Origin of the sequence: Stieleria neptunia (assembly GCF_007754155.1) — a bacterium.
GTDB classification, from domain to species: Bacteria; Planctomycetota; Planctomycetia; order Pirellulales; family Pirellulaceae; genus Stieleria; species Stieleria neptunia.
The window spans coordinates 5,700,567-5,724,846 of the sequence record NZ_CP037423.1; the positions used below are offsets into that span (position 1 = coordinate 5,700,567).

Below are 24,280 nucleotides of genomic sequence, written 5' to 3' on the forward strand. Positions count from 1 at the left end.
GGTTGTGTGGGGACAGACCCCCGGTTAGGCGATGGATTCGAAGGTGTCGGTTTCGGGGAGTGCGGGGATCGTACCTTGACGCTCCATCTCGTTGGCTTGGTCGGCGATTTGGGCGAAGCCGTCTCGAATCTGACCGAGGACCTTCTTGCCGCTCGCGTAGTCTTTGTCGTCAAACTGGACCATCACGAAATGCAGCAGACGCGCGATGTTGAAGGCGACTTCGTCTTCGTCGGGCTTAAGCCCGGCGTGAATCGTCATGATCGTTTTACGCAGTGCCAACTCGTGCTTGCAGTACAGCGTTTGATCGCCCGAGTCGGCGGCAATCTCGCAGGATTCGAGTTCGCCGATTGCCCGATCGTAGAGCATCAGCAGCAAGTCGACCCGTGTCCAGCCGCGTTTGATGCTCGTTCGTTGGTAGGTCTTGAGTAGATTCATTCACTGTCCCCTGTGCGCAAATGTCGTGTGAAGGTGCTACTTGCTGTTATTGCCGCTGAAATTGCCCAGCGACGTCAACTGAGTCGAAATAAAGTTTCCGGTGGTCTGGAGTTCGTTGAGGATACTTTCCAGAGCGGTGAATTCCGCGATTAGGTACTCGCGTTTCGATTCGGTCAATTCTTCGACTTTTTCGATCGATTGGTCGATCGACGCGATCCGCGACTCGAAGGTTTCGTTGACGGTTTTCAGAAGTCCGGTATCGGCATCCAGGACGCTGCTGATGTAATCGTTTAGTCGTCCGGTGATGCCTTGAGTCACGGTCAGTTCAGCCTCGCTGCCGGCCACCACTTGGGCGGCACCGAGGGTGACTTCGACGCGCAGATCGGCGGTGTTTTCGTTGTCCTGATCACCGGCCAGGATGCGGCCGGTTCCTTTGGCAATTTCTTCAACACCGTTGACGAGGAATCGTCCGGCCACATCCTGGCCGGCGTCGTTTTCGCTGCCATCGAATCCGAGAATGGATGCGGCGGTACCGCTGAGACTGGAGACATTGGCGGCCGACCCGTAGGCTTCGGTCGTGATGCTCAATCGGTTGTCACTGCCGACGCTGACTTCGACGTGGTGCACACCCAGGGTGGACGAGTTGTTGACGACCGATTGCAGATGTGCCGCCAGTTCCTCGGTGGTGTAGGTTCCTTCGCTGAGCGTCAGGGTTTCACTGACGACACTGTCGACGGTGATTTCGAAGCTGTTGTTGGATCCGTCGACGACGATGCTTGCCGCGGCGGCATTGGTCGCGGTGACCAACGCCCGCTCGGCGGCTTGGGTGATATCGACTTCGTAGGGCGTTTCGGAGGGTTCGGTCCGTCCTGTTCCACCGAGGAATCGGATGCCTGCGCTGGTCGAGGAACCGTTCAGCCCGAACAGGTTGCGGATGTCGCCGGCATCGACGTCATCGAGTTCACCATTGAGCGCCTGGTCCAGTTTCGCCGAATCGATGGCCAGCTTGCCCTGCAGATTCAGATCGATACCGATTTCACTCAGTCGTGCCAGCCCGGAACCGGGGACGGATTCGGAAACGATCGTCAGCAGTTTATTCTTGATCGTGCTGGCCGAGCGATCGCCCAGCAGCGGGTTTGCGACTTCGGTGTCGGGATTGTATTGCGATTGTGAATCGATGAATTCGACGATGGCATTGAAATTGTCCACGAATCCTTGGACCGCCTCTTTGGCGGATTCTGTATCCGTATCGATTTCGATGTTGATGACGCTGCCCGGGTCCGCTTTGTTGAGTTCGAGCGTGACGTTTTCGATCAGGCCATCGATGGTATTTGAATCGTATTCCGCCGAGATCGCGCCGACGCCCGAGCCGAGTTTGACGATCGCGTTGAGGGGGGGTTGGACGGCGGGCCCGGAGAAATCCGGAAGCACGCCGGTGAGCGGATCTTGGGCACTGGTGACCGAGATGGTGTTATCCGCTCCGGTGTGTTTGGAAGACAGCAGGATACGATGCGAACCGGCCGCCTGGTCAAAAATGACGCTGGCGTTTAGATCGTCGACCTGTTCATTGACGGTGTTGACGAACCCTTGCAACGTGTTGTTACTTTCGTTGATGCTGATCGTCTGTTCGGCGCGGTCACCGACCTTGAATGTGATGTCACCGGTGGCGATTTGTTCGGTCGTCGAAGACAGCCCTTGCGAGGCGACTTGGTGGGCGGTTGCGAGTTGCTCGACGCTGATTTGGTAGCTGGACGCGATGGCACCGCTGCCTGCGGTCGCGGTGACCACCTCTTCATTGGTGCTGGATGCGGTCCGCGCATCGAACACCGAGTTGGTCGCGCGGTTGAGTCGCCCCAAAGACGACTGCAACGTGACGAGTTGGGCCTCGATGCCTTTGAACGTCGTCTGTTTGGTGGTGACTTCCGCTTTACGCGAATTAAACGTATCGATCTGAGATTGCTGGAACCCGAGCAGACTTTCGATAATGCTTGTGGTGTCGAATCCAGAAACGATCCCGTCAATATTGAACATCGTCAATCTTCTTGTGGCGAGGTGTAGCCGCGTGGGCTTTACAAGGCGTCAAGTGGCGGGATCTCAGGCTGCGAGTCGCCCTGTGGACTGGCAGCCGAAGAGCTCAGCACCCTGACGGGATAACATCATCCAAGTTGATTACGTCACGAGTCCGTTCTGATCTCACCCCCAAATCGTTCCATCGGAATCGTAGAACGCGTGCATTGGGATGTTAGCGCAAAAGTCGGATCCGACGGTAAACCGCCACTGCCAATCCGGAGGATGGCTACGGCTTCACATGCGGCATCGATCATGCCGGCGATGAAACGTGTATCCGGAGGGCCAAAAACAAGGTCAGCGTGCCCGCCGCGGACGAACCGCTTGGTGAAACAGCGGCACGATCGCGGAGAGCACGCTGACGCGTACCGCCGAGAGAGGAAGGGGTGGATTTCCAAGCCCGGCGGCGGGTCTCAGTCTGGTCCGTCTTACTGAAGCAGCGACAGAACCGATTGCGACGTTTGGTTGGCACTGGAAAGAACCGACGTCCCCGCTTGCACCAAAATCTGGTTGTTGGTGAATTTGGAGATTTCTTCGGCAAAGTCCGTGTCGCGAATGACCGATTCGGCGTTCACGGTGTTTTCCAGCGTCGACCGCATGTTGTTGGCGATCGATTCGAGCGTGTTCGATTGGAACGCACCGAGTTCGCCTCGCATGTTGGACAGTTCGTCGATCGACGCGTCGATCACCTTCAACGCGTCTTGAGCGTTGTCGAAGGAGGTGACGTCGATTTCGTTCAAACTGTTGAACTTCGATCCGGTCACGGCAACGCCCATGGCGTCGGCGTTGACCGATTGGATCGAGATTTGGGCCGTTTGGTTCTGGTTGGCACCGATTTGGAACACCAAGGCGTTGTTCTGGATCGAGACGTTGCCTTGGGCACCGTCTTCGGTCAGCACCGCATCGGTTGCCAGGTCGCCGATACGGACGACCGTGCCTTTGGATGAACCGGAGACACTGGTCAGCGTGTCCCCTTTGCCGGATGCGGCAACGCCATCGATTTCACCAGCGATATTGACACCTTGGTCGGAATCGAGCGTTGTGCCGAAGCCCGAGGACGTTGTAGCGGCAGCGGTATCGGAAACGACTTCGATCTCGGCATCGGAGCCGAATTCGATCGATCGCAACCGTGTTCCGCCGGAGACGTCTTCGGCGACGACACCGGTTTGGTCGGTGAATTCGTTGATTCGGGCGACCACGCCGGCACGGCTCAATCCCGAGTTCAACGTGATGCTGACGCCGTTGACCGAAAGAACTTCGTCGGCGGCCAAGTTGCCGGTTTGCGAAGTACCGGCGGTGATGTTGGCTCGTTCACCTTGGGTGGTCACCTCGACGGTGTACGTTCCATCGCTGGTGTTGCTGCCGCCCTTGAGGAACGTGACGTCGGTGTCGTCGGTCGTGCCGGTCACGCCCGCCGTTCCGTCGAGCAGCGATTTCTCGCCGAATTGGGTGTTGGCAGAGATTCGATTGATCGTTTCCAACGCGTTGTCGATTTCCGCTTGGTTTGCGGCGAACGCGTCGGCATCGTTGACGCCCGAGTTAGCCGAATCCAGAGCCAGCGAGCGAACTTTGATCAAAATGCTGTTGATTTCGTTCAACGCGCCTTCGGCGGTTTGGACGACGGCCACAGCCTTTTCGGTGTTGTCGATGGCGGTTCGAAGACCGGCGATTTGAGCACGTTGTTTCTCCGAAATCACCAGAGCCGCAGGACCGTCTGCACCTCGATTGACTTTGAAACCCGTCGACAGTCGTTCGATCGACTTGTTCAACGCGTTCGAAGATTTGTTCAAATTGTTGCGGGCATTCAGAGCGCCGACGTTGTTGGTTATTGTTAAGCTCATTTCTCTTGCTAACTCTGGATTAGGGATTCAAAGAAACGTCCGTGACAATGAGTGCATCCGTGGCTCTTGCGATTGAAGGAGGACCCCCCGCAAGATTACAAGTCGAGAATGGACCTGGCCGTATCGACCGCAGCCTCTTTGGTCAGGTATTCGCCGCTTTGTATTTTCAGTTTGACTGCTTCCACCACGGACTCTCGCACATCAGCTGACTGATTGAGGACCTGTGATAAATCGCGGATCGAATCGAGTTGAATCGGGGTTGAGGCCGCCGAAGATTGAGGCGCCGAAGCCTGGGTCGGCGATGGCGTCTCACTCTGCTGGGCCGTCGACTGGGAATCGAGCCGCTTGTATTGAGCGGGCTGCGAATTTCCAATGGGGTTGATTCTCATGTTTCTCTCTCCGCAATGGGTGACTGAAATGGGTTGTCGAGAGGCCGGCGGCGAACTTGCGTATAAATTCTTCAAGCCGCAAAGCTTTTTTAGTCGATACAGTCGTAGCGAATGAAGGGACAATAGCGCATGTCCGGAATGCGCCAGATCCATCGCTTTTCAATGCCCCGTCACGTTGATGCGGGCAACGTCTCATGCAGGATGCAACACGGTGTTTCGAGCGGAAGTCTTGTGGATTTCAGTGTTTCTGGCGATCGGTGCGGTCGGCGGACTGGTCTACAATTGGCCGTCGGAGCCCGACGTGGACGTCGAGTCGCCGGTCGCCCTGGAGCCGGCCCCGGCCGTCGAGGGTGGCGGCGACGTCGCCGCCGAGCCGCTGGGCAGCGAAGAAATCGGGGCAACGGGAGATGCGGAAGCCGTCGTGAGGGAGGACCCTCAGGGTGTGCTGGCCGATCCCGGAACCGTCTCGGGGATCTGGAATGATGCCGGTCCGACGTCGCAGCGCAGTCAGCCGATCGACTTCGGCGTTCTCGAGCTGGGCGACCGACTGTTGCTCGGCGGGAATTCGATCGGTGCCGTCAAGCACTACAGCAAACTGTGGCAGCAAGCCAATCTGCCGGTCGACTGCGCCGTGCTGATTCGATTGGGTTTGGCGTCCGAGTTGGCGGGTTTGCATGAGCAAGCCGAGAAGCATTACCACAGTGCCATCCGGGTCGCGAAGAAAGGCTCTGCCCAACAGTTGGTCAGTCTGTTGGGGTTGGCTCGGCTGTGGGAGCGCGAAGGTCAGTTGGGCGAAGCGATCGCGCTGTTGGGTGAGTTGTTTTTGGTCTATTCCCACGAAGGCCATCCGGAGATCATTCGTCAGTCGATTATTCATCAATTGGCCGACTGTCTGCAAAGACGACTGCTTGCCAGCGAAGTGGTGGTCGAGGCCCTGAGGAAAGAGCCGATGGAGTACCACTGGTGCCCGGTGATGGTGGAGCCGATCCTTGAGCTGGCCGATTTCGAGTCGCCTGCCGATCCGCCGGCCAATCCTGCGTCAGGTTTGAAATTGCTTCAGGACTACGACGGCGGCGTGTCGCTGATGCTTGTTCAAGCTCACCTGGAAGGCATCTCGGTGTTGGAGCTGATTTCCGAGCTGCAGCGTCTGGCCGGGTTGCAGGTGGAAGTGACCGAGCAGGCCAAGTCGGCGTTGGTGGGCCGTCTGGCGGATGTTGATTCGCCCGTGATGCCGGTCTCGATGTTATTGGATCACACGCTGGAGCCGTTGTCGTTGGCTTGGAGTCAGTCCGAGGGCGTGTTGACGATCATGGCGCGTGATGAGTTGACATCGAAAGACTTGGCCTCGTTTGATTTGGCTCGCACGCAACGGACATTGTTGCAGGTTCAGTTGGAGTTTAAGAGCAGTGTCGAGCGTACGGCCGCGGCGATCATGAACGATGGCAACAACGCTCGGCTGTCGGGTGGTTGGGACGTCGCGGTGGAGAAATATCGATCGGCCCGGGATCTCGACCCGGCCGATGAGTTGAGCGCCCAGTTGTATTTCAATGAGGCATCGCTTTCCCTTGTCCGCGGCGAAAAACTCAATGCGTTGCATTCCAGCTACATGGCGCTCGATCAGACGTTGTCGGCAAAGCTTCAGGCGCAGGTTTACGCGATGATCGCGGACTTGGAGTTGGAGTTTGGTCAGTTGGAGAAGTCGATCACGGCGGCCTCGCGAGGGTTGCGTCGGGCCGCTGAGCCGGCGGTGTTTGCGCGTACCGCGATGACTCTTGCGAAGGCCTACTTGTTGACGGGGGATCCGTATTCCGCGAACGCCGTTCTGTTTGATGCGTCGGCGGATTTGGCCGGAGAGTCATTGGGTCGTTTGGCCAGTGTGTTTTCGTCGTTCGCCAGGTTTCAACATGTCGGGCCGACGCTGGGGTTGCAGGATGAAGGGCAGCGAGTGGTGTTGGCGTTGGCGGCGCTCCAGCCGGATGACGTCGCTTCGTTTGCCGACGCGTTGATCGTTTCCAAAGCCTACTCGGCGGTCGGGTTGCGATCCAAAGCGATCGATCGTTTGAGCGAAGCATTGGACATTGCGCCGGCCGGCTATTGGAACGAGCGGATTCGGCTGCAGTTGGCGGAGATGTATTACGCTTCGCAGGCGTTGGACAAGGCGAACGAAACGATTGAATCGTTCGGGACGGTTTCGGCGGGGCTCTTGCCCAAGGTGTTGTACCTGCACGCGTCGGTTCAGTTGGACCTGGGGAATCTGGAACAAAGTGAAACCATCTGTCGGCGTCTCTTGGGGATGAATCTCGATCAAGGCATTCAATCGAGCGCGCTGGAGAAGCTCGGTGAAACGCTGCAACGATCGGGCGACCACTACGCGGCGGCCTTGTGCTTTGCGGGGCTGCTGCCCAAGTCGGAGGGGACGGCGCCCGAGACAGACGGTGAAGCGGCGGTGTCGCCATGAAAGTTCGAACACAACCATCAATAGGCTGCGTCACGTTGATTGCAAAAGTATCCGGTAAATGTTTGTGGGTGTTTCCTTTCGTCGCCGTGTTCGGGCTAGTCGGTCCGTTGTTCGGCCAGACGACCGCCGAAGACGCGCCGTCGCTGCGTTCGATCATGGGCGGTAATTCGGCAAGCAACCAGGGCGTGCAAGATCAGCTCGACGCCTTGATCAAAACGACACAAGAGGCGCGGCTGGAACGCCAATCCGCACTTGAGCAATCGCCTCAACCGGGCCGTCCAAGTGATTGGATTCCTGGTACCGGCAGCGGCACCGGCAGCGGCACCGGCGGCGGCGATCGTGACGTGACCAACGACGCGCCGGGGCAGGCTGCAGGTCGATCGACCAGAAGTTTGTCGGAGATCCGCGAGCGGATTCGAATTTTGCAGCGGCTTCGTCGCGACCGGATGATGGCGGCGCCGACAGAACAAGCGTCCGGCATTCCAGGCGGGACCGCAGCGCCCACGCTGTCCGTGCCCGACGGCGACGTGCTTCAAAGCAATCCGGTTCGTCTTCCCGGGTCGGCCGAAAATTCTAGCCAAGCGATGTCGTCGATTGATGACAGCTTGGACAGTGCGGCTCCGGTAAAAGAGGCCGCTGAAGAAGCGACGGCCGAAACGGAAGTGGCTGCCGAGCGGATCCTGCCCAATCCGGTCAATGCGATGGCGTTGGGGGAGAGCCTGTACCGCACCGGCAACTATGAATCGGCGCTCAAGGCGTTTCGTTCCGTTTCGGTGGATGGGCTTTCCCAGTCCGACCGCACCTGGCTGGATCTGTTGATCGCACTGTGCCAGCGCAAGCTCGGTCAGTTTGAGAAAGCCCAGGGAACGCTGCGTGAGATCGCCAATGAAGAATCGACGGATTATCCCGTCAAGGCAGCCCAGTGGTGGCTCAAGTATTCCGAAGCCTCAGACGGAACGCAGGTGAAATTTAGTCGCGTGTCGACAGACTTTGATGCCCTCCTCGAAAGGTCAGAAAAATATGTTAGCCCATGAAGAACAGACGCTGATCGAGTACACAATCCAGCTCAAGCAACAGTACGAAAGTCTCAGCGAGATCATTGAGACGATTGAACGCGAGCCCGGACGTGGTGTCGAGTCGATCAATGAGCAAATGAAGCAAATCAAGCAGACCGAGGATCTTTTGCGACCGCTTCGCCAGCGTTATCAAGACGAACATGAGCAGGCCAGCGGTCAGATCAAGGTCTTGACGGACGAGACGATCGACGTGGTGAAATCGTTGATGCCGAAGTTGGCCGGTCTGGAGAAGGCATCGGTTGACTCGCTGCGGCGGTTGTTTCCCAAGATTCAAGGGAGTGTCCGCGCGGTGCAGATGCAAAACGCCTATCGGGGGAACCATCACGCCTGACGCGACCTTTGGGACCCGTAGCCAGGCGTCTTTAGGATGATTATCACTCAATCACCAAAAATCAAACAGCTGATCAAGTTCGCTCAACGAGCGGGGCGTTCGAGTGCCCCGGTATTGCTGACCGGCGAAAGCGGTACCGGCAAAGAACTGTTTGCCGAACTGATCCATCACTCCAGTCCCAGGTCGTCCAAGGCCATGGTGACGGTCAATTGCGCCGCGCTGCCAGAGAATCTGCTCGAAAGTGAACTCTTTGGGCATGAAAAGGGCGCTTTTTCAGGTGCCGTCGCGGCGCGGCAAGGACGGTTCGAGTTGGCCAACGACGGCACGCTGATGCTCGATGAGGTCAGCGAGATCCCGATCGCATCACAAGCGAAATTGTTACGTGTGCTGGAATCGAAGCGGTTCGAGCGTGTCGGTAATAGCACGCCGATCGACCACGATGTGCGGATCATCGCGGCGTCCAACCGAGATCTCCAACGCGAGATCGAAGACGGCAACTTTCGGTTGGATTTGTTTCACCGCATCAACGTGATTGAAATTGTGATTCCGCCTCTGCGTGATCGCATCGGTGATATTCCGCCCCTGGCGATGCACTTCATCGGGCAGTTTAAAAACGAAGGCGACGTGGAAATCGAAGGCCTGAATTCGGCTGCGATGAAAGCGCTGGCTCGTCACGATTGGCCGGGGAATGTCCGCGAGCTACGCAACGTGATTCACCGGGCTTGCGTGTTGTCGGACAGTCCTCGGATCAGTGTCGAGCATCTGGGGCTGCCCGAGAGTGCCGACTCCGCTGAGCAGCGAAACGGCGGCGGTGTTCCAGACGGTGCTCAAGTTCCAGACGGTGTTCAAGACGGATCTGAACCGCACGAACCGTTGCCGGAGCGTTGGTTGCACACGCATTTGGAAGACGTCGAACGACAGATCATTACCGCCGCCATCGATCGGTTCGGCAATCGGCGGTTGGTCGCGGAAAAACTGGGGGTCTCGCCGCGGACGTTGACCAATAAAATCAAGCGATATCGCGAGAGTTCGGGCGACGATCGCAAGGCCGCCTGAGGAAACAATTGCCTCCGGCGCTGCAGGATTTGCCGTGCCGGCGACTTGAGAGATTTTTAGAAATGACGGTTGATCATTCTGCGTAAATGACCCGTCGATAAGTAAGCCATTTTGAGCCTCTGACGAGTTTGGCACAGCGTTTGCCAAGTGTTCCGCCGACGTGTCTGCGGACTGAAACTCACTTCGAGGAAAAAATGGCAAACCTCTTTTTCGATTTCCCTTGCACGGCGTCTTGCTCCGACACGGCGTCTACTCAATCGAAGGGCAAGTCGGCGGGTGCAGCCGAGGCGTCTGAGTCGTTCGAGTCGGTCGCAAAGAAGCTGCTGGCAATCGATGACCTGGACGCACAAGTGGAGGCGTCTGCGGTTGCAGCGGGGAACGCTGCGGCTGCGTCCACCACCGAGCTTGTCGTGACCCAGGCAGCGGACGGTGATGGGGAGTCTTCAACGTGGCAAGACGCCGAGTGGGCACCGGCGAGCCTGGCAATCGACACGAGATCGCAGGTTTCGGCGGACGTGGCAGGCGACGCCAGCTCCCAAAGCGATGCGATGGCCATTCCAGTGGACCCATTGCTGTCGCAGCAATGGGGAAAGGACGACGGAGTGTCGCCGGTCGTGCGTGACGACGCAACACTCGCCCACATCGATTCCGTCTCCTCGGCCGATGCGAATGCTGAGCTTGAGACGCCGGCCGATGGAGTGCCCGTCAATGAAGCGGAATCTCCGGACGATGCGGTCTCATCCGATGTCGAGCTCCCGTCGGTTGATCAGGACGACACAACCGTCTCCGATTCGGCTGGCAATGCTGAAGTCGTGGCCGTGGCGGCGGGCATACCGTTGGACGCCGGCGGAAACGCGGGGCCGAATCAGCCGGCTGAGCAATCTCGGACACCGGATGATTTCGTTTCGGCCAACACAGACAGTGAGAGCGCCGAAACAGGGGCCAGGCCGCTGACGGGTGATCGGGTTGAGGAGGAACCGGTGCAGGCCGCCGACGGCGAGTTGCCGGAAAAAGGCTTGGAGTCAGTTCGCGCGGAGTCGGGCGGGTTGGCCGATGTTGCGGTTCCGATCAGCGGGGCTTCCGAGGGCTCATGGCCGCAAACCGTCGCAGTTGAAGATTCGGTGGATGCCGGAGGGCTTTCCCAATCAAGCGGCTCACTTGCCGGCGCGGCTTCGACGGAACAGGTTGTCGCGCCAAGCGAGGCCATCCACTCAGGTTCGGATGTGGCCGATCGTTTCGACAACGAAATCGCATCGGACGAACGGGGCGGGGCAACCGATGCCGACTCGGCGGTCGACGATGCGGTCACGGCAGATCTCGCCGGACAAGACACACCACAACCGCTGGCGCCGGGGTCGGTATCCGATTCGGCAGTTGGGGCGGTCGATGAAAACGCTGCCGTCTCGGGGGCGATCCAACCGGTTGCGAAAGAGTCGGTCGCAGATTTAGAGTCACCGGATGTGGAAGAGTCGGGCGATCTGTCGGTCGACCCGGAAGCCCTCGAGCCCGCGCCGTCCGATTCTGGCGGTCAGCCGGAGCTTGGCGGCCAGCAATCACGGCGCGATGATTCGTTTGACGCGTCTATTTCGGGCGATCCGAACGATGTGGTCCCGGAGGCGAACGAACAGCCCACGATCCTGCCGATCGATGCTTCATTCGATGCGGCGTCCGATGTGAGTGCCGACCAGGAGATCCTGGAGACGCTTTCGTTGGAAGAGTTCATCGCGCAGTCTCCGGCATCGCCGGAAGCCGTCAAAAAGACGGCCGAAGTGATCAAGGATGCGATGCAAGCGAGTCTGCAGCTTGAAGGCCAGACCGTCCGCGTCGAGATTCATCCGGCTGAACTGGGAACACTGAAGATTCAGGTCACCCAGTCCGATCAATCGATCGAAACACAAATCATCGCAACCGAGTTTGTGACCAGCGAGTTATTGGCCGGTCACCGCGACCAATTGATGGAGGCCCTATCCGACCTCGGGTTTGATTCATCCGAGGTCAACATTTCATTCGAAGATCAATCGTCGACAGAATCGGAGGGTCGGCAACCGCCCGCCGAGCATCGCTACCAATCAAAATCAGAAACGCAGTCCCAGGTGAGCCGAGCATCGGTATCCGGTGGCGGCATCAACATCGTGGCATAAGGAGAGACAGATGGAAGGAATCAACTCGCAAACCGCTTCAATCGACTACTTTCAGTTATTGACCGTTCAGCTACAGCACCAGGATCCGGTGGACCCGGTGGACCAGGAAGGGTTGATCAATGACTTGACACAGTTTTCTATCCTGGAAGGGATCGAAAACCTGAATGCATCGTTCAATCAGTACATGCAGCTGCAGGAACTGACGCAGGGCGTCAACTTGATCGGCAAGTCGGTCGACTACCTCGATGAAGCATCGGGTTCGATCAAGTCTGGAGTCGCGACCGACGTCTTCAATATCGATGACTCCATTCAGGTGCTCGTCGATGGTCAAACCGTCTCCCTCGATCAAATCGCACGGGTGGCCGAGGCCGCTTAGCAACCAACGGAAAACGGGTGGGATAGGCTTTCAGCCTGTCGATGTCGCAATGACAGGCTGGAAGCCTATCCCACTCGCAGGATCCAACACCTCTTTCTCATTCTCTTTCATTCCATTTCCAACCAACCATCTACCATTTCTAGGGGCAACTTATGTCTAGATCTTTGATGACCGGCATCACCGGACTCCGCACCCACCAACAAAAACTTGACGTCGTCGCCAACAACCTGGCCAACATGAACACCGTGGGATTCAAGTCCCAGTCGGCTGTGTTCAGTGACTTGATGTACAACGTCGCTCGGGGTGCGTCGGCGGCCACCGAGGACAGCGGCGGGATCAACCCGCAAGCGATCGGAACGGGGGTCCAGACGGCGCAGATCACGCGAAGCTTCACTCAGGGGACCTTGGAATCGACATCACAGATTTTTGACTTCGCGATCCAGGGCGAAGGCTTCTTTACGCTGGGCGGTCAGGCCAATGACAATGTGTACTCGCGCGCCGGGGCATTCTCGCTGGACTCCAACGGCCGTCTGGTCGACCCGGCGACCGGGTTTTTGGTGCAGCGTATGGGGGACGTCGGCGAAGGTGCCGACGGCGGTGTCGCGTTCCAGGATATCGGCGAGAGTTACATCAACGTCCCGATCGGGGCGCCGATCGCTGGTGAAGCAAGCAGCATGGTCAACTTTACCGGCAACCTGCCGTCGAGTTCTTCGCCACCGGTGGCAGAGGTGTTGCAGTCCTTCACGGGATTTTCGACCGCTGGCGGTGTGGCCGACGGAACAACGTTGCTGAATGATTTGACGATCAACACCGATGACTACGTCGCCGGTGACGTCATTGAGATTTCTGGAACCAACCCCGACGGTACGCCGTTCGCCGTGAACATGAACGCGGAAACCGCGACGCTGCAAGATCTGGTCGACTCGCTCAACGGTGCACTGACCGGCGCGACGGCTGCTTTGGCCGCCGATGGGACGCTGTCAGTCACTGCGGATACGACCGGCGAGGGCTATCTCAGCCTGTTGCTCCGCGATGCGTCCGGCAACGTGGGCGGATCAAGCTTCTCCGCCAACTCGATGTTCCTCAGCACCCAGGGTAGCAACGGCGACACGTTCGAGTTGTCGATGGAAGTGTTTGACGTGCGAGGCGAAAGCCACCGGATCAATTTTGACTTCTTGAAAGAGACTGCCAATACCTGGTCGGTGACCGCCGACATCCGCGCCGAATCCGGCGTGTTGATCGATAATTCGGTGTTGAATCTGACGTTCAACGAAGACGGCAGCTATGGGCTGGCGGGGTTGACCGGAGCGGGGGACGCGAACATCGAAATTCAATTCAACGGGATCACCGCACCACAAGAAATCGCGCTCGACTTCTCCGGGCTGAGCCATCTTGCGACGGATTTCTCGATCACGCAGATGCAAGACGGGATCCCGCCGGGATCGTTGACTTCCGTCGCGGTTTCCACGACCGGTGAGTTGACGGGATTGGCGTCCAATGGACGGGCGATTCCGCTTGCCCAACTTGCGATCGCCACGTTCAGCAATCCCAACGCACTCGACGCCGTGGGTAGCAACTATTTCAAGCAATCCATGAGCAGCGGAGAAGCATCGCTGGGAACCGGGATGTCCGGCAACCGGGGGCAGATCATGGGGGGCCAGCTGGAACGATCCAATGTGGACATTGCCCAAGAATTCACGCAGTTGATCGTCGCTCAGCGAGGTTTTTCGGCCAACGCAAGGACGATCACCGTGTCGGACGAAATGTTGGAAGAGCTGACCAACATCATCCGATAATCGCAGCCTAGTCAGGCAGGCGTTTGATCGAAGCCCGCGTACGTCAGCACGTGACATTGCGACGCCGCAATGTCACGTCCGTTGACTCTCAGGGTGTTAGCGGAACGGCGCGAGCCGTCCGGTCGCGTTTCAGAAATACCGTGAAAGACCGGAGGGCTCGCGCCCTGCCGCTAACATCGTAGCGGGACTGCGCGAGCGGGCTGTCGATGGTGAGCCGCTGGCCGTAAGGCCTCGGGCTGGCACCGAAATGCCCGGCCGCATTGGACCGCCGGAAGAATAAGTGGGATAGGCTTCCAGCCTGTCATAGCGAAAACGACAGGCTAAAAGCCTATCCCACAATCAATCCCCGCCACGCATACTTCCGACGGTCCTTGCGCGGTTCACGGCTCGCCAAATCAACAGACTGAGAGCCGTGCGGATTTTTCTTGCGGACAATCCTTTGGGCCGGCTACATGATGCCGCCGTGTGTCCGAATCGGGGTCAGGTGACTGGGCGAATCAAGGAACCAGAATCGTTCCCACTCGTCGATCACCGACCGCATGTCTTCAGAGGTGTACAGCAATTGCTGGACACGGCGTTCGGGACGCGGCGAATAGATCGGAAGAAAGCATCCGACGGAGCTGCTGACACAGACGGCCAGCATGGTGAGTTGGAACAAGCGACGCATAGGACGTTCCTCCGTGAACGTTTTCAGTTGGGCCACGACCCCTGTGACGAGCGATTAATCTTCGTCCCAGCGACCGGTATTCTTGTTGGACGGCGTGGTATCGGTTGGAGAAGCCGGGGGGCTCGCGTTTGCGTCGTCGACGCCACCTGACAGTCCGTCATGGTGAACGTCGAGTTCTGCGTCTTGAACCCTGACCTCCATGTACTTGCCAGGCTTAAAGGTGACGACGTACTTTTCCGGTACGATCACCTCATCACCTGTCCGGGGGTTACGCGCACGGCGTGCAGCCCTCGGCTTGACTTCGAAAACGCCAAAATTCCTCAGCTCGATTCGACCCTCGCGGACAAGCGTCTCGATAATCGAATCAAAGGTCTTTTGGACGATCTTCTTCGTCTGTTGTTGCGTTAGGCCTACTTCGTCAGAAATCGTTCGGACGATGTCTTTCTTGGTCACTCCCGACTCCTGCTGGCTCTCCGCCGACCCAAAAAACGCTTGAGGGCGAATGATGTAACCCTTTGCAAGCTTTCAACTTAAAGGCCGAAGCATAGGGATGCCGGAGTCGGTCGTCAAGCCAACGCCCCCATGTGAACGGGGGCGGATTCCTGGCAAAGCAGACCGCTCTTGGTATCAGTGTCGGCATGTCGATGCCGGATTCTTGAACCATTCCGCATAACCGGAAATATTGTTGCGACTGGAGCTGCGGAGCGGGAGCAGAACTGCAGGGCCGGGGCATCGACGGCACGCGAACCGGTCTGCCGCGGCGGAATGTTGGGGGGAACCGTTGGCGTCGGTGAGACGCCCGCTGGCTAAGATGTCGCTTGTCGATGCCATGGACATTGATGCCGCGCAGGCTGTCGCTTGATCGAGTCAATCGTGAGCCGCTGGCCGTCAGGCCTCGGGCGGGCGCCGGAATGCCCGGCCGCTGACGCGTCGCGGCTCACTCATTCGACGGGGCGTGAGCGCGTCGCGTCTTACTAAGAACCGCACAGGAAAGACGTGTCGGAGCGAGCGCGTGGGAGAGGCTTCCAGCCTGTCATTGCAGCGTCGACAGGCTGGAAGCCTAGCCCACTTGTCTTCCCTGCGTTGCCAACACCTTCAGAGCCAAAGCCCCTATCGCAGGGCGCTGTAGAGGCTGCGTTTGCTGGCCTTGGGAATCGCGATCGGTGTCGGCTGGACGTCGAACGGGATCATGGCGACGTGATTCGCCGCGACGCCTTGACGACCGGGGACGCGTTTGGCGCGTGAGGCGTTCAGGGCGCTGTATTGTTGCATCAGCCGTCGGATTTCCGGCTCGTACTGAAACCCGCCGCCGGGCAATTCGCGTCCCAGGGATTCAAAGCTTCCGATGGTGACGACGGAGCGATCGCGGTCATGGTACTGGTAGGCTTCCTCGCCCTGCTTGCGAAGTTCTTTGACCATTTTGTCGGCCTGGCGGGCGAATTTCGCCATCCGCTCTTCGCTCGGCTTGAACTTGTCTTGGTTCTTGGCGCCGAGGATCGTGCCGCAGGCGTTGAAGGTTCGGACCACGACGGTGAACTTGCCATCGGCTTCCAGCAGGTTGTAGTCGGTGCCTTCGTTGAGTTGTTTGACGAATGAATCGACTTCGGGTTGTTGGAAGAACCCTTCGGGCAGGAGCGGATTTCGGGTGACGAAGGCGGCCGCCATTGGATTGCGTCCGCGGCCTTTACGCGATTTGAACAATTGCTCGCCGAATGCCTTGATCATCGACGCCGGGGATTCCGTGTTGTATTCGGCGGCCACGTCGTCGGGATCGCGGAACACATCCAGGTCGGCCGTTTTAAGTCGTTCAAGGTCGTCGTCGATACTTTCGTGATTGACCGAGTCGTATTCGCCGACCAGAACGGCATACGCCTGGTATTGGTGGGGGTTCGCGTAGCGGGCCCGTCTGCCGGTCGCGTTGTCTTCTCCGGCGGTGCCGGTGAAATTGAAGTCTTCTTTGTAGATGAACGCGGGCAATCGAAGCTCACTGCGGATTTCGACGGCGGTTCGTTGGGCGCGGTCTTTGGCGTCTTCGCCGACAAAGGTCGTCGCGAGCAAGAGCCAGGGGCCATCCTCTTCGGTGAGCACGAACGAGTCGGCTTCGTCGATCGGTTTGGATTTTCCGAACAGCCGCAACAGGCTCGGCGGTGCAGCCTGGGCTGGGGCAGCGGACAGCCCGGTGACAACGGCGGCGGTGCAAAATGCGGCAAACGAACGTCGGGAGGGACGCATCATCGGTTGGTTTCCCTGGATATCGAGTCGATAGATCGTCAACTCGTCCCTAGGTATCAAATCCGATGTCGGGGGCGAAAGAGAGTTTTGCGGGGGATGGCACGACGCGCCGCTCGCTGACCGGGCTGTCGATTTCGTGAGCCGCGACGCGTAAGCGGCCGGGCATTCTGGCGCCCGCCCGAGGCCGTACGGCCAGCGGCTCACCATTGACTCAGCAGATCCCGAATAGATCAACAGGCCGTGACGCTTCCCGCTGTGCCTGTGTTTGACGAGGTGTTAGCGGAACGGCGCGAGCCGTCCGGTCGCGTTTCAAAAACACCGTGAAAGACCGGAGGGCTCGCGCCCTACCGCTAAAAATATATCACGGCGCGTCCCGCCGGGATGTGAACCCATGGTTCCGCACGAGGCGTGCCCGGCGGTGGTTACAACTTCGGCACGGGGCGTTTGGGTGCCTTTTTGAGCATCCGTTTTTTGTCGTCACTGGCCGGCCGCGGGGGATTATTGTTATTGCCGGGGTTGCGCCGAGGCGGCGGGGACAGATCGGTAAAGTCTTCCGTCCATGTCCAACCGATCGGCACTTCCAGTTCCTTCTTGGCGAGCAATTCCCACGGTGTGCCGGGGTGCTCGTTGACGACGGTTTCCAGTAGCGTCTTGGCCGTTTCCGCTTCGCGTTTCCATTTGCTGCCGACGGTCACCTCGTCGCTCGGCTCCAGGATCCAGGTGTTGTTCTTTTCTTTTTCGAACGACATCCCCAGTTTCGCTTTGGCCAACATGGCGTTGTAGGTTTCCGTGCGAACCTTCTGGGCCAGGACGCGTCCCATGGCCAGATCGAATCCTGCTCGCCAGCGCGGGCTCTCCTCTGACTCACGGTACTTCATGCCCGGCTCGAGCGTCATCGCCATCCGTGCCAGGGGTTGTTCCAGTCGGGCCGCGTCTTGCTGTGCGCGGGTCAAGTCACCGGACAGTCGGGCTTGGTCGGCTCCGATGAAACGCAGCCTCGGGCGGCTGATCCCCGTGACCGGTCTCAGTTGGGCTGCGGTCACCAGGGCGCTCCGCAGCGGGCTCGATTTGACTTTGGCGACGTAATCGCGCGGCGACAAATAGTCGGGGCGATAGCGAGACATCGCGACCGGGTCAAAAAAGTATTCCATGTCCGAAGCATACGCGGCCACGTCGCGCTTGTTGACTCGGCGGGAAACGTTGCGGTTGGGGTGCACGTTGAAATAGATCCCACCGGTTTCATAGCTCAGCCGTGTCAGGGCGTAGGGGCCGAACCCGCTGTCGATCGTCGGCTCCTCTTCGAAATTGGCGGTGAACGGCAATTGGACCCGTTCGGGCAAAAACGACTCGGGGCCTTGGTCGACCGATGCCCATTGCGGGGTTTGGTCATACTTGGGATCGGGGTCGATGTACTTGACCAACGTTTCGCGGCGTCCGAAGGGGGCCGGGACGCCAATGATGTGAACCGGCATGCCGTATTTACGGCAAATCTCGATCGTGTCTTCGACCTGTTGCTCGTCATCGCCACGCTCGTCCGTGACGACGATCAACAGCACATTCCGCTGCGGTTCGTTGCCTCCACGGCTGACGCGTAGCGACTTGTATTGTTCGGCGGCACTTTTGACCGCGGTGAAGACGCGTTCCGTTCCGGACGAATCGGTTTCGATGTTGTCGACGATCTGTTTGATTTCGGCGACGTCTTCGGTGGGGGTCTCGGTGTAGAGCGTGATGGTTTCGCCGAACCCGATGACGGAATTGAGCAATTGGGCGTCGTGGTTCATGCCACGTCGACGTTGGGCGGCCAGTTCTTTTTCGTCCTTGGCTTTGGCGTCGGCGACAATGCCCAACTCGTCATAGATCCGGTCGAATCGGTCTCGGATCTCTCGTCGTTGGCGGTGCAAGGATCCGCTTTGGTCGAACAGCCAGACGACCAATGTCGGACGTTCTTCCATCGATTGCAGGATTTCGAAAGTCAGACGGTCGACGGCACCGGCCGCTCCACTGGCGCCTTCACCAACGGTGCCTTTGCGATCGGTCAGGCGGTCCATTGGGGCCATCGGTTGGGAGAAAATCCGATTGACTTCGATGTCGCCCAAGTCGCTCTTTTCGAGCTCGACCGGACTGGGGATCTCGGCGATTTCCGCGAACATCTCAGCCGACGCGTCCGCCATCTCGGCCTCGGCGGTGCTGTTGGCGCCGATCGCGATCTCCGGGATGTCGCTGAAGACGACCTCTTCGACCAGCGGTTCGGATTCGGTTTCCACCGGCGGCGAAACAATCACCACCGCTTCTTCGTCCTTGAAAACCGCACTGGGCGCGATCGCCAATGAGACGATGATCAGAATGTGCACGGCCATGCTGCCGAACAGCGCCGCCGACTCGTCCGTCTGCAAAACCGGTTCTTCTTCCAGTTCCTCCTCGTCCCAGGCATCGACCTCGTCCAGATCTTGATCCCCCAGCTGCTGATCCCCCAGATCGAAAGCGTCGTCGGGACGCTCCGGAAACTCGGCCGAATCGGTGCTGGGAAATTCAGTGGTACTCATGCTAACATCCGATCCTGGAAAACTTGCAGAGAAGGGTTGAGCGAAGCACCGCAGATGCGGGCCCGGAGAACGGGGAAAGCATTGCCATCGTCATCGCTGCCTAGACAGTGTCGCTGAGCTTTCACAAACTTTCAACGTAGAAACGAGTTTGAGACCACCTGTTCACCTGAACTCTATTTGAACGAACGCTGATCTCGCACGCTTTGTACTCAAAACTCCTCCGGCAGAGGGGGGTGTGGTGGGGGAAAGGGATCGGGATCGTTGGAAACGCCGGCCAAGCATAGGAAAATTTGTGACGCAACGATTGATCGCGATCGGAGATATTCATGGTTGTCGCACCGCCCTGGAGACTTTGTTGGATGCGATTGATCCGACCGGCGAGGACATCATCGTCACGCTGGGGGACTATATCGATCGGGGGCCGGACTCTCGCGGGGTCATCGACACGCTGATTCGACTTGCCGATCGGTCTCAGTTGGTCGGCGTGTTGGGCAACCACGAAGAAATGATGTTGGAGGTCCTTCACCACGGCGGCTCGCACCACGCTTGGTTGCGTTACGGCGGGTTGGAAACGTTGGAAAGCTATGGCTTCGACGGCGATTTGGATTTTTTGCCGCCCGAACACCAACAGTTTCTCGACTCGCTGGGCGATTTTTATCTCTCCGGTGACTTCTTCTTCACCCATGCCGCCTACGATCCCGAGCTTCCCTTGGAACAACAGGAGATCGAGATGCTGCGTTGGTACTCGCTGACCAACGGAATTCCGCCCCAACATCAAAGTGGCAAGACTGCGGTGGTCGGCCACACCGCCAATCGAGACGGAGAAATTCTCGATTCAGGCCACCTGATTTGCTTGGACACGTATTGTTACGGCGGCGGTTGGTTGACGGCGATGGACGTCAACACGCGGCAGGTCTGGCAGGCCAATGAAAAGGGAGAGCTAAGGGACTAACGGCGACGGCGTTGAACGTTCGAGCCCGCGTTTGTCGAGCGGAAAAGGGGTCAGGTACCAAAAACCAAATGGCCCGAAGGGTGCTTCGCATTTTTGGTACCTGACCCCTTTTCCGCGGCACCCTCAGTTTAAACGTCGACGCACCACTAGCGGCGCCGGCGTTGAAGGACCAAACCGCAGCTGGCGAGCATCAGCATCGTTGTCGCGGCGGGTTCCGGAATGGCGACCGCACCCACCGTGACGACGCCCGGCGTGAACGTAAAGTTGAGGTCGGCTAGGCTTTCGTCGGTGAAAAAAGATTCCACGGCACCGCCCACTTCGTATTGGTCACCGGCGGTTGCCGCTGGCATCGCCCCACCGAGCAGGTGCCCTATGTCGACCGTCGCGAGTAGATTGCCCGACGTCACAGAAACATCCAAAGGATCCCCCAGCGAGTCGATGCTCAGGTCGTACAGTGTGATCCTGCTGCCTGAATTGCTTTGCGTTGAGGGAAGGTCGTCCGCGATCGATTCGCTGGTCCCGGCGAAAATGTAGTCGGCGTCGGCAAGGAACGTTTCCGATTGTGGATCGACGAACACCAAGGAACTTCCCGGAGCTGCGCTCAGTGGTGTGATCTCCAAGATCAGCTCAAATTCAGCCAAGTTCTGCGGCGGCGCATCGCTGGAAATCCCAATTTCCAACAGCAGATTGCCGCCCGGGTCGATCGTTCCGCTACCGATCGAGATCTCAAAATCGGCCTTTGCAGAGGCGACCGACAACAGCCACGCGGTCGAGACGGCAATCAGCAGGCGGTGAAATGCGGAGGGCTTGGGCATCGGTCGTGGTCCGAGAAACGCGCGTGGAGATTGCCCGCTGCGACGGGAGAATCACTGGGGAGTTCACACAGTAGAATAGTTAGAAACCGAACCGGGATCGAACACTTTCCCGGTCGGTCCCCATTTTTGCACCGTTGCCCCCGTTGTGATCACGTCGAACTTTCGTCCCAATCACAATGTCAACGATTCCCAGCAAGGACCCGCCCGACGCGGATTGGAAACAGCCTAGCATGACTTCATCCCTGATCCCCCGCCGGCCGGTCGGTTTCCCCCCGGTTATCGCCAAACGAAATTCGGTTCGCCATGTCGCGATCGCATCAATCCTGTCGTTGGCGGTGCTCTGTCTTGTCGACGCGGTTCACGCGGGGATGAGCAGCGAAAATGTGGTGGTGGTGGTCAACGGTGACTCCATGGTCTCTCGGACCGTCGCCAACCATTACATCGATGCACGGAAGATTCCGACCAAGAACGTGATCGTCTTGAGTGATGTCCCCGCTGGTCTGCAGATCGAACTGGAATCGTTTCGTGATCAGATTCTGAAACCGTTGTTGGCCGAGATTGATGCGCGGGGCATTTCGCCGGCGGCTCGCGTGATCGCCTATTCGGCGGACTTTCCGACCGCCGTCAAAATCCCGTCGCATCGGGACAAGCTGACCGATCCGACGGCGAAGCGGTATCAGTTGCCGGTCGCCTCGATCACGGGGCTGACGTATTTCTACCGCTATGTCTTGGCCGACGATCCCGGGTATTTGAGTTTTGCGTCCAACCTGTACGCGCGGGGGAAATTTGAACGGCATTTCCTCAACCCCTTTGCCGGGGAAAAGAAGTCACAGTTTGAAGCAGGTGTGAAACTGCTGGAGGAGGAAAAGTACGCCGAATCGGCAGAGATTTGGAGGAAGCTTCACGAGGGGCATCCGCGAACGATGCCCGCACTGGCGCTTCGCGCCGCCGAGGCGTATTCACTCGATGGGCAAGCCGAACCGGCGGTCGAAATGATTCGCGCCGCACTCAAAGCCGGCTGGCGATCCTCCAGTTATTTGACCGAGACGCCCGCGCTGGAAAAACATCTCGTCGACCCGCAAATCCAAAAAGCGCTGCCGTATCTCGATGACAGCCCGATCGCATGGCAGGGGCCGCAAGCGTTTTCGTCCAGCGTGGGGTGGACGTTGACCGGCAGTCCGGTGGAAATCAAAGACGGCGGGATCCCCTATTTGGCCGCCTGTTCGTTAGCCGTCGTGCATCCCCATGGCTCCACGCTCAGCGATGCGGTGCGGATCTTGTTGCGCGCCGGCAAGGGCGATCGGACGTTTCCCAGAGGCCGCTTCGCGTTCAGCACCAGCGGCGATGTTCGATCAAAAACCAGGTTTCCAGGAGTCGCCGATACGATTGTCTATCTGCAAGAAAACGGATTCGAGACCGAGGTGTTTAATGCCGTCGTTCCGACCAAACAGGGCGCGATCGTGGGGTTGATGGTCGGCACCTCGACGGCCGACGTGATGGGAAAGCCATGGATTTTGGTGCGCGGTTCGATTGCGGAGAATTTGACCAGTTTCGGTGGGGCGTTCGAGATCGGATCCCAAACCAAATTGACGGCGTTCCTCAGTGCCGGCGCCGCGATGTCCAGTGGCGCCGTCGCCGAGCCCTATTCGCTGCAGTACAAATTTCCGACACCCATGCTTTACGGGTACTACGCGCGGGGGCTTTCGGCGATCGAGTCCTTTTATCAATCCGTCGCATCGCCCTATCAATTGTTGATCGTCGGCGACCCACTGGCGCAACCATTTGCAAAAGCGCCCGATGAATTGGTGGAAGCCCGCTTTGTCACCGAAGGCAAACGGCGGTTGAAAATCTTGCGTCGTTCGCTGCGATTGAAAATCCCCAAGTCGCGGCCCGCTTCACTGGAGCTTTCCATCGATGATCGACTGTTCCAGGTTGTTCCGCTGGCCGGGGCCGTCGATGTCCAGACGGTTGAAGTCAATTGGCCCGAAGGCACATCCGGCATCTACGACGTTCGAGCAACGTTGACTGGGCTCGATCGCACCGAGCCTCGCGTCACCTTTCTTTCAGAAGTCGACGTTCAAGGCGATCACCCCGCGCCGACGGCAACCGTGACCAAAGCACGCGGCCAGGTGGACGGGTTTGGCAATGACGGCAGCAACGCCACGCCGATCGAGGTCCGCCTTGAATGCCCCGGCGCCGACCGAATTGAACTGCATCATCTCGGTCAGAGCGTCGCCGACGTGCAGGCCGACAAGGGCACGGTGACGGTGGAAACCAAAACGCTCGGCGGTGGCCCACTGCGGTTTCGTCCGATCGCGGTTTTTGGCGAAACCAAAGTCCGCGGCAAAACGCTGATCGATCAGGTCGACGCACTCAAATAGTTTTCGACCGCCTTGCGAATCTCTGCCTGCACTTGCTCGGGCGAACCGGCGGCGTCGATCACGGCGGTGAACCGACTCGCCCGGGGCAATTCGGTCAGGAAGGATTGCCGGACCGACTCCATGTATTCCGCCCCGCGCGACTCCATGCGGTCGGTCGGCCCTTCGATCCGCCGCATCGCTTGTTCGGCCGGCATGTCCAGCAACAAGGTCAGATCGGGACGCAGCCCCCCGTTGGCAAGGTCCCCCATCTGCCAAAGCAAGTCGGGCGATACCTCCGTCGGACCCTCACAGACACTTTGATACACCACGTTGGCCAACAAAAAACGATCACTGATCACGCTCGTTCCGGAAGCAAGCGTCGGTCGAATCGTCGTTTCAACCATTTCACAGCGACTGGCCATGAACAGCATCGCTTCGGTTCGTCGATGCATGGTCAGCCGGCTTTCCAACAACAAGGTCCGCAAACGTCGGCCAATTTCCGAACTTCCCGGGTCGCGCGTCGTTAGGAACTCCAAGTCGAGTTCTCCCATCAGACGCTCCAGCCCTTGGATTTGTGTGGATTTTCCGACGCCGTCGATTCCGTCGACGGCGATAAAATGACCAGGTTTTGGCGGCATTGAGACTGATTTTGAAACGATAAAGGGAATGGACGAACGCTGCGATTCGACCGGATGCAGCCGATTTTCGGAAGGGGAAGGCGGCTGATGTTGCCGAAATGCAGCTT

At 58.6% G+C, this 24,280-nt stretch carries 19 protein-coding genes; 9 read left to right on the forward strand and 10 right to left on the reverse strand.

Annotated elements, in window-relative coordinates; genetic code table 11:
- Positions 1-24: 24 nt before the first annotated feature.
- The 4 genes from Enr13x_RS19735 to Enr13x_RS19750 all read right to left on the reverse strand — a co-directional run bounded on the left by Enr13x_RS19735 (position 25) and on the right by Enr13x_RS19750 (position 4,732).
- Positions 25-435, reverse strand: a complete 411-nt coding sequence (locus tag Enr13x_RS19735; RefSeq protein ID WP_145388652.1) for a flagellar export chaperone FliS — start codon at positions 433-435, stop codon at positions 25-27.
- Positions 436-471: 36 nt separating this feature from the next.
- On the reverse strand, positions 472-2,466 hold the full coding sequence (fliD, locus tag Enr13x_RS19740; protein WP_145388653.1) for a flagellar filament capping protein FliD: 1,995 nt from the start codon (positions 2,464-2,466) through the stop codon (positions 472-474).
- A 464-nt stretch (positions 2,467-2,930) separates the two neighbouring features.
- Positions 2,931-4,343 (reverse strand): flagellin N-terminal helical domain-containing protein, encoded by a 1,413-nt coding sequence (locus Enr13x_RS19745; protein ID WP_145388654.1) that lies wholly within the window; start codon positions 4,341-4,343, stop codon positions 2,931-2,933.
- A 95-nt stretch (positions 4,344-4,438) separates the two neighbouring features.
- Complete coding sequence (locus Enr13x_RS19750) at positions 4,439-4,732, reverse strand: flagellar biosynthesis anti-sigma factor FlgM (protein ID WP_145388655.1); 294 nt, start codon at positions 4,730-4,732, stop codon at positions 4,439-4,441.
- 211 nt (positions 4,733-4,943) lie between these two features.
- Between Enr13x_RS19750 and Enr13x_RS19755 the strand changes: the two genes are divergently transcribed.
- The 7 genes from Enr13x_RS19755 (at position 4,944) to Enr13x_RS19785 (ending at position 13,966) form a co-directional block, all read left to right on the forward strand.
- Positions 4,944-7,190 (forward strand): tetratricopeptide repeat protein, encoded by a 2,247-nt coding sequence (locus tag Enr13x_RS19755; protein ID WP_145388656.1) that lies wholly within the window; start codon positions 4,944-4,946, stop codon positions 7,188-7,190.
- Complete coding sequence (locus tag Enr13x_RS19760) at positions 7,187-8,224, forward strand: tetratricopeptide repeat protein (RefSeq protein WP_145388657.1); 1,038 nt, start codon at positions 7,187-7,189, stop codon at positions 8,222-8,224. The genes Enr13x_RS19755 and Enr13x_RS19760 overlap by 4 nt, the downstream gene beginning before the upstream one ends.
- Positions 8,211-8,597 carry a hypothetical protein gene (locus Enr13x_RS19765; protein ID WP_145388658.1) on the forward strand — a complete coding sequence of 129 codons (387 nt, stop codon included), beginning with the start codon at positions 8,211-8,213 and terminating at the stop codon, positions 8,595-8,597. Before Enr13x_RS19760 ends, Enr13x_RS19765 begins: the two co-directional genes overlap by 14 nt.
- Positions 8,598-8,633: 36 nt before the next feature.
- On the forward strand, positions 8,634-9,653 hold the full coding sequence (locus Enr13x_RS19770; protein ID WP_145388659.1) for a sigma-54 interaction domain-containing protein: 1,020 nt from the start codon (positions 8,634-8,636) through the stop codon (positions 9,651-9,653).
- Between the two features lie 194 nt (positions 9,654-9,847).
- Positions 9,848-11,794 carry a flagellar hook-length control protein FliK gene (locus Enr13x_RS19775; protein ID WP_145388660.1) on the forward strand — a complete coding sequence of 649 codons (1,947 nt, stop codon included), beginning with the start codon at positions 9,848-9,850 and terminating at the stop codon, positions 11,792-11,794.
- 10 nt (positions 11,795-11,804) lie between these two features.
- Positions 11,805-12,170, forward strand: a complete 366-nt coding sequence (locus Enr13x_RS19780; RefSeq protein ID WP_145388661.1) for a flagellar hook capping FlgD N-terminal domain-containing protein — start codon at positions 11,805-11,807, stop codon at positions 12,168-12,170.
- 152 nt (positions 12,171-12,322) lie between these two features.
- Positions 12,323-13,966 (forward strand): flagellar hook protein FlgE, encoded by a 1,644-nt coding sequence (locus tag Enr13x_RS19785; protein WP_145388662.1) that lies wholly within the window; start codon positions 12,323-12,325, stop codon positions 13,964-13,966.
- Positions 13,967-14,414: 448 nt separating this feature from the next.
- Here Enr13x_RS19785 and Enr13x_RS19790 read toward each other — a convergent pair whose 3' ends face one another.
- The 4 genes from Enr13x_RS19790 to Enr13x_RS19805 form a co-directional block, all read right to left on the reverse strand.
- Entirely contained in the window at positions 14,415-14,633 is a 219-nt protein-coding gene (locus Enr13x_RS19790) for a hypothetical protein (protein ID WP_095740768.1), read from the reverse strand.
- Positions 14,634-14,687: 54 nt separating this feature from the next.
- Positions 14,688-15,086: an HU family DNA-binding protein gene (locus Enr13x_RS19795; RefSeq protein WP_145388663.1), complete on the reverse strand. Its 399-nt coding sequence runs from the start codon at positions 15,084-15,086 to the stop codon at positions 14,688-14,690.
- Between the two features lie 657 nt (positions 15,087-15,743).
- Positions 15,744-16,868: a hypothetical protein gene (locus Enr13x_RS19800; RefSeq protein ID WP_231743656.1), complete on the reverse strand. Its 1,125-nt coding sequence runs from the start codon at positions 16,866-16,868 to the stop codon at positions 15,744-15,746.
- 419 nt (positions 16,869-17,287) lie between these two features.
- Entirely contained in the window at positions 17,288-19,408 is a 2,121-nt protein-coding gene (locus Enr13x_RS19805) for a vWA domain-containing protein (RefSeq protein ID WP_145388664.1), read from the reverse strand.
- A 292-nt stretch (positions 19,409-19,700) separates the two neighbouring features.
- Here Enr13x_RS19805 and Enr13x_RS19810 point away from each other — a divergent pair, with 292 nt between their 5' ends.
- Positions 19,701-20,360, forward strand: a complete 660-nt coding sequence (locus Enr13x_RS19810; protein ID WP_145388665.1) for a metallophosphoesterase family protein — start codon at positions 19,701-19,703, stop codon at positions 20,358-20,360.
- A 146-nt stretch (positions 20,361-20,506) separates the two neighbouring features.
- Here Enr13x_RS19810 and Enr13x_RS19815 read toward each other — a convergent pair whose 3' ends face one another.
- Positions 20,507-21,175: a hypothetical protein gene (locus Enr13x_RS19815; protein ID WP_145388666.1), complete on the reverse strand. Its 669-nt coding sequence runs from the start codon at positions 21,173-21,175 to the stop codon at positions 20,507-20,509.
- Between the two features lie 176 nt (positions 21,176-21,351).
- On the opposite strand from Enr13x_RS19815, the gene Enr13x_RS19820 reads away from it, so the two are divergent.
- Complete coding sequence (locus tag Enr13x_RS19820; RefSeq protein ID WP_145388667.1) at positions 21,352-23,556, forward strand: hypothetical protein; 2,205 nt, start codon at positions 21,352-21,354, stop codon at positions 23,554-23,556.
- Here the strand turns inward: Enr13x_RS19820 and tmk are convergent.
- Positions 23,535-24,173: a dTMP kinase gene (tmk, locus tag Enr13x_RS19825; protein ID WP_145388668.1), complete on the reverse strand. Its 639-nt coding sequence runs from the start codon at positions 24,171-24,173 to the stop codon at positions 23,535-23,537. The genes Enr13x_RS19820 and tmk overlap by 22 nt on opposite strands.
- Between the last annotated feature and the right edge of the window lie 107 nt (positions 24,174-24,280).

Coding starts and splice junctions, on each gene's coding strand:
- Enr13x_RS19735 (WP_145388652.1), bottom strand. CDS start 435: ATGAATCTACTCAAGACCTACCAACGAACGAGCATCAAACGCGGCTGG.
- fliD (WP_145388653.1), bottom strand. CDS start 2,466: ATGTTCAATATTGACGGGATCGTTTCTGGATTCGACACCACAAGCATT.
- Enr13x_RS19745 (WP_145388654.1), bottom strand. CDS start 4,343: ATGAGCTTAACAATAACCAACAACGTCGGCGCTCTGAATGCCCGCAAC.
- Enr13x_RS19750 (WP_145388655.1), bottom strand. CDS start 4,732: ATGAGAATCAACCCCATTGGAAATTCGCAGCCCGCTCAATACAAGCGG.
- Enr13x_RS19760 (WP_145388657.1), top strand. CDS start 7,187: ATGAAAGTTCGAACACAACCATCAATAGGCTGCGTCACGTTGATTGCA.
- Enr13x_RS19765 (WP_145388658.1), top strand. CDS start 8,211: ATGTTAGCCCATGAAGAACAGACGCTGATCGAGTACACAATCCAGCTC.
- Enr13x_RS19770 (WP_145388659.1), top strand. CDS start 8,634: ATGATTATCACTCAATCACCAAAAATCAAACAGCTGATCAAGTTCGCT.
- Enr13x_RS19775 (WP_145388660.1), top strand. CDS start 9,848: ATGGCAAACCTCTTTTTCGATTTCCCTTGCACGGCGTCTTGCTCCGAC.
- Enr13x_RS19780 (WP_145388661.1), top strand. CDS start 11,805: ATGGAAGGAATCAACTCGCAAACCGCTTCAATCGACTACTTTCAGTTA.
- Enr13x_RS19785 (WP_145388662.1), top strand. CDS start 12,323: ATGTCTAGATCTTTGATGACCGGCATCACCGGACTCCGCACCCACCAA.
- Enr13x_RS19790 (WP_095740768.1), bottom strand. CDS start 14,633: ATGCGTCGCTTGTTCCAACTCACCATGCTGGCCGTCTGTGTCAGCAGC.
- Enr13x_RS19800 (WP_231743656.1), bottom strand. CDS start 16,868: ATGATGCGTCCCTCCCGACGTTCGTTTGCCGCATTTTGCACCGCCGCC.
- Enr13x_RS19805 (WP_145388664.1), bottom strand. CDS start 19,408: ATGAGTACCACTGAATTTCCCAGCACCGATTCGGCCGAGTTTCCGGAG.
- Enr13x_RS19815 (WP_145388666.1), bottom strand. CDS start 21,175: ATGCCCAAGCCCTCCGCATTTCACCGCCTGCTGATTGCCGTCTCGACC.
- Enr13x_RS19820 (WP_145388667.1), top strand. CDS start 21,352: ATGTCAACGATTCCCAGCAAGGACCCGCCCGACGCGGATTGGAAACAG.
- tmk (WP_145388668.1), bottom strand. CDS start 24,173: ATGCCGCCAAAACCTGGTCATTTTATCGCCGTCGACGGAATCGACGGC.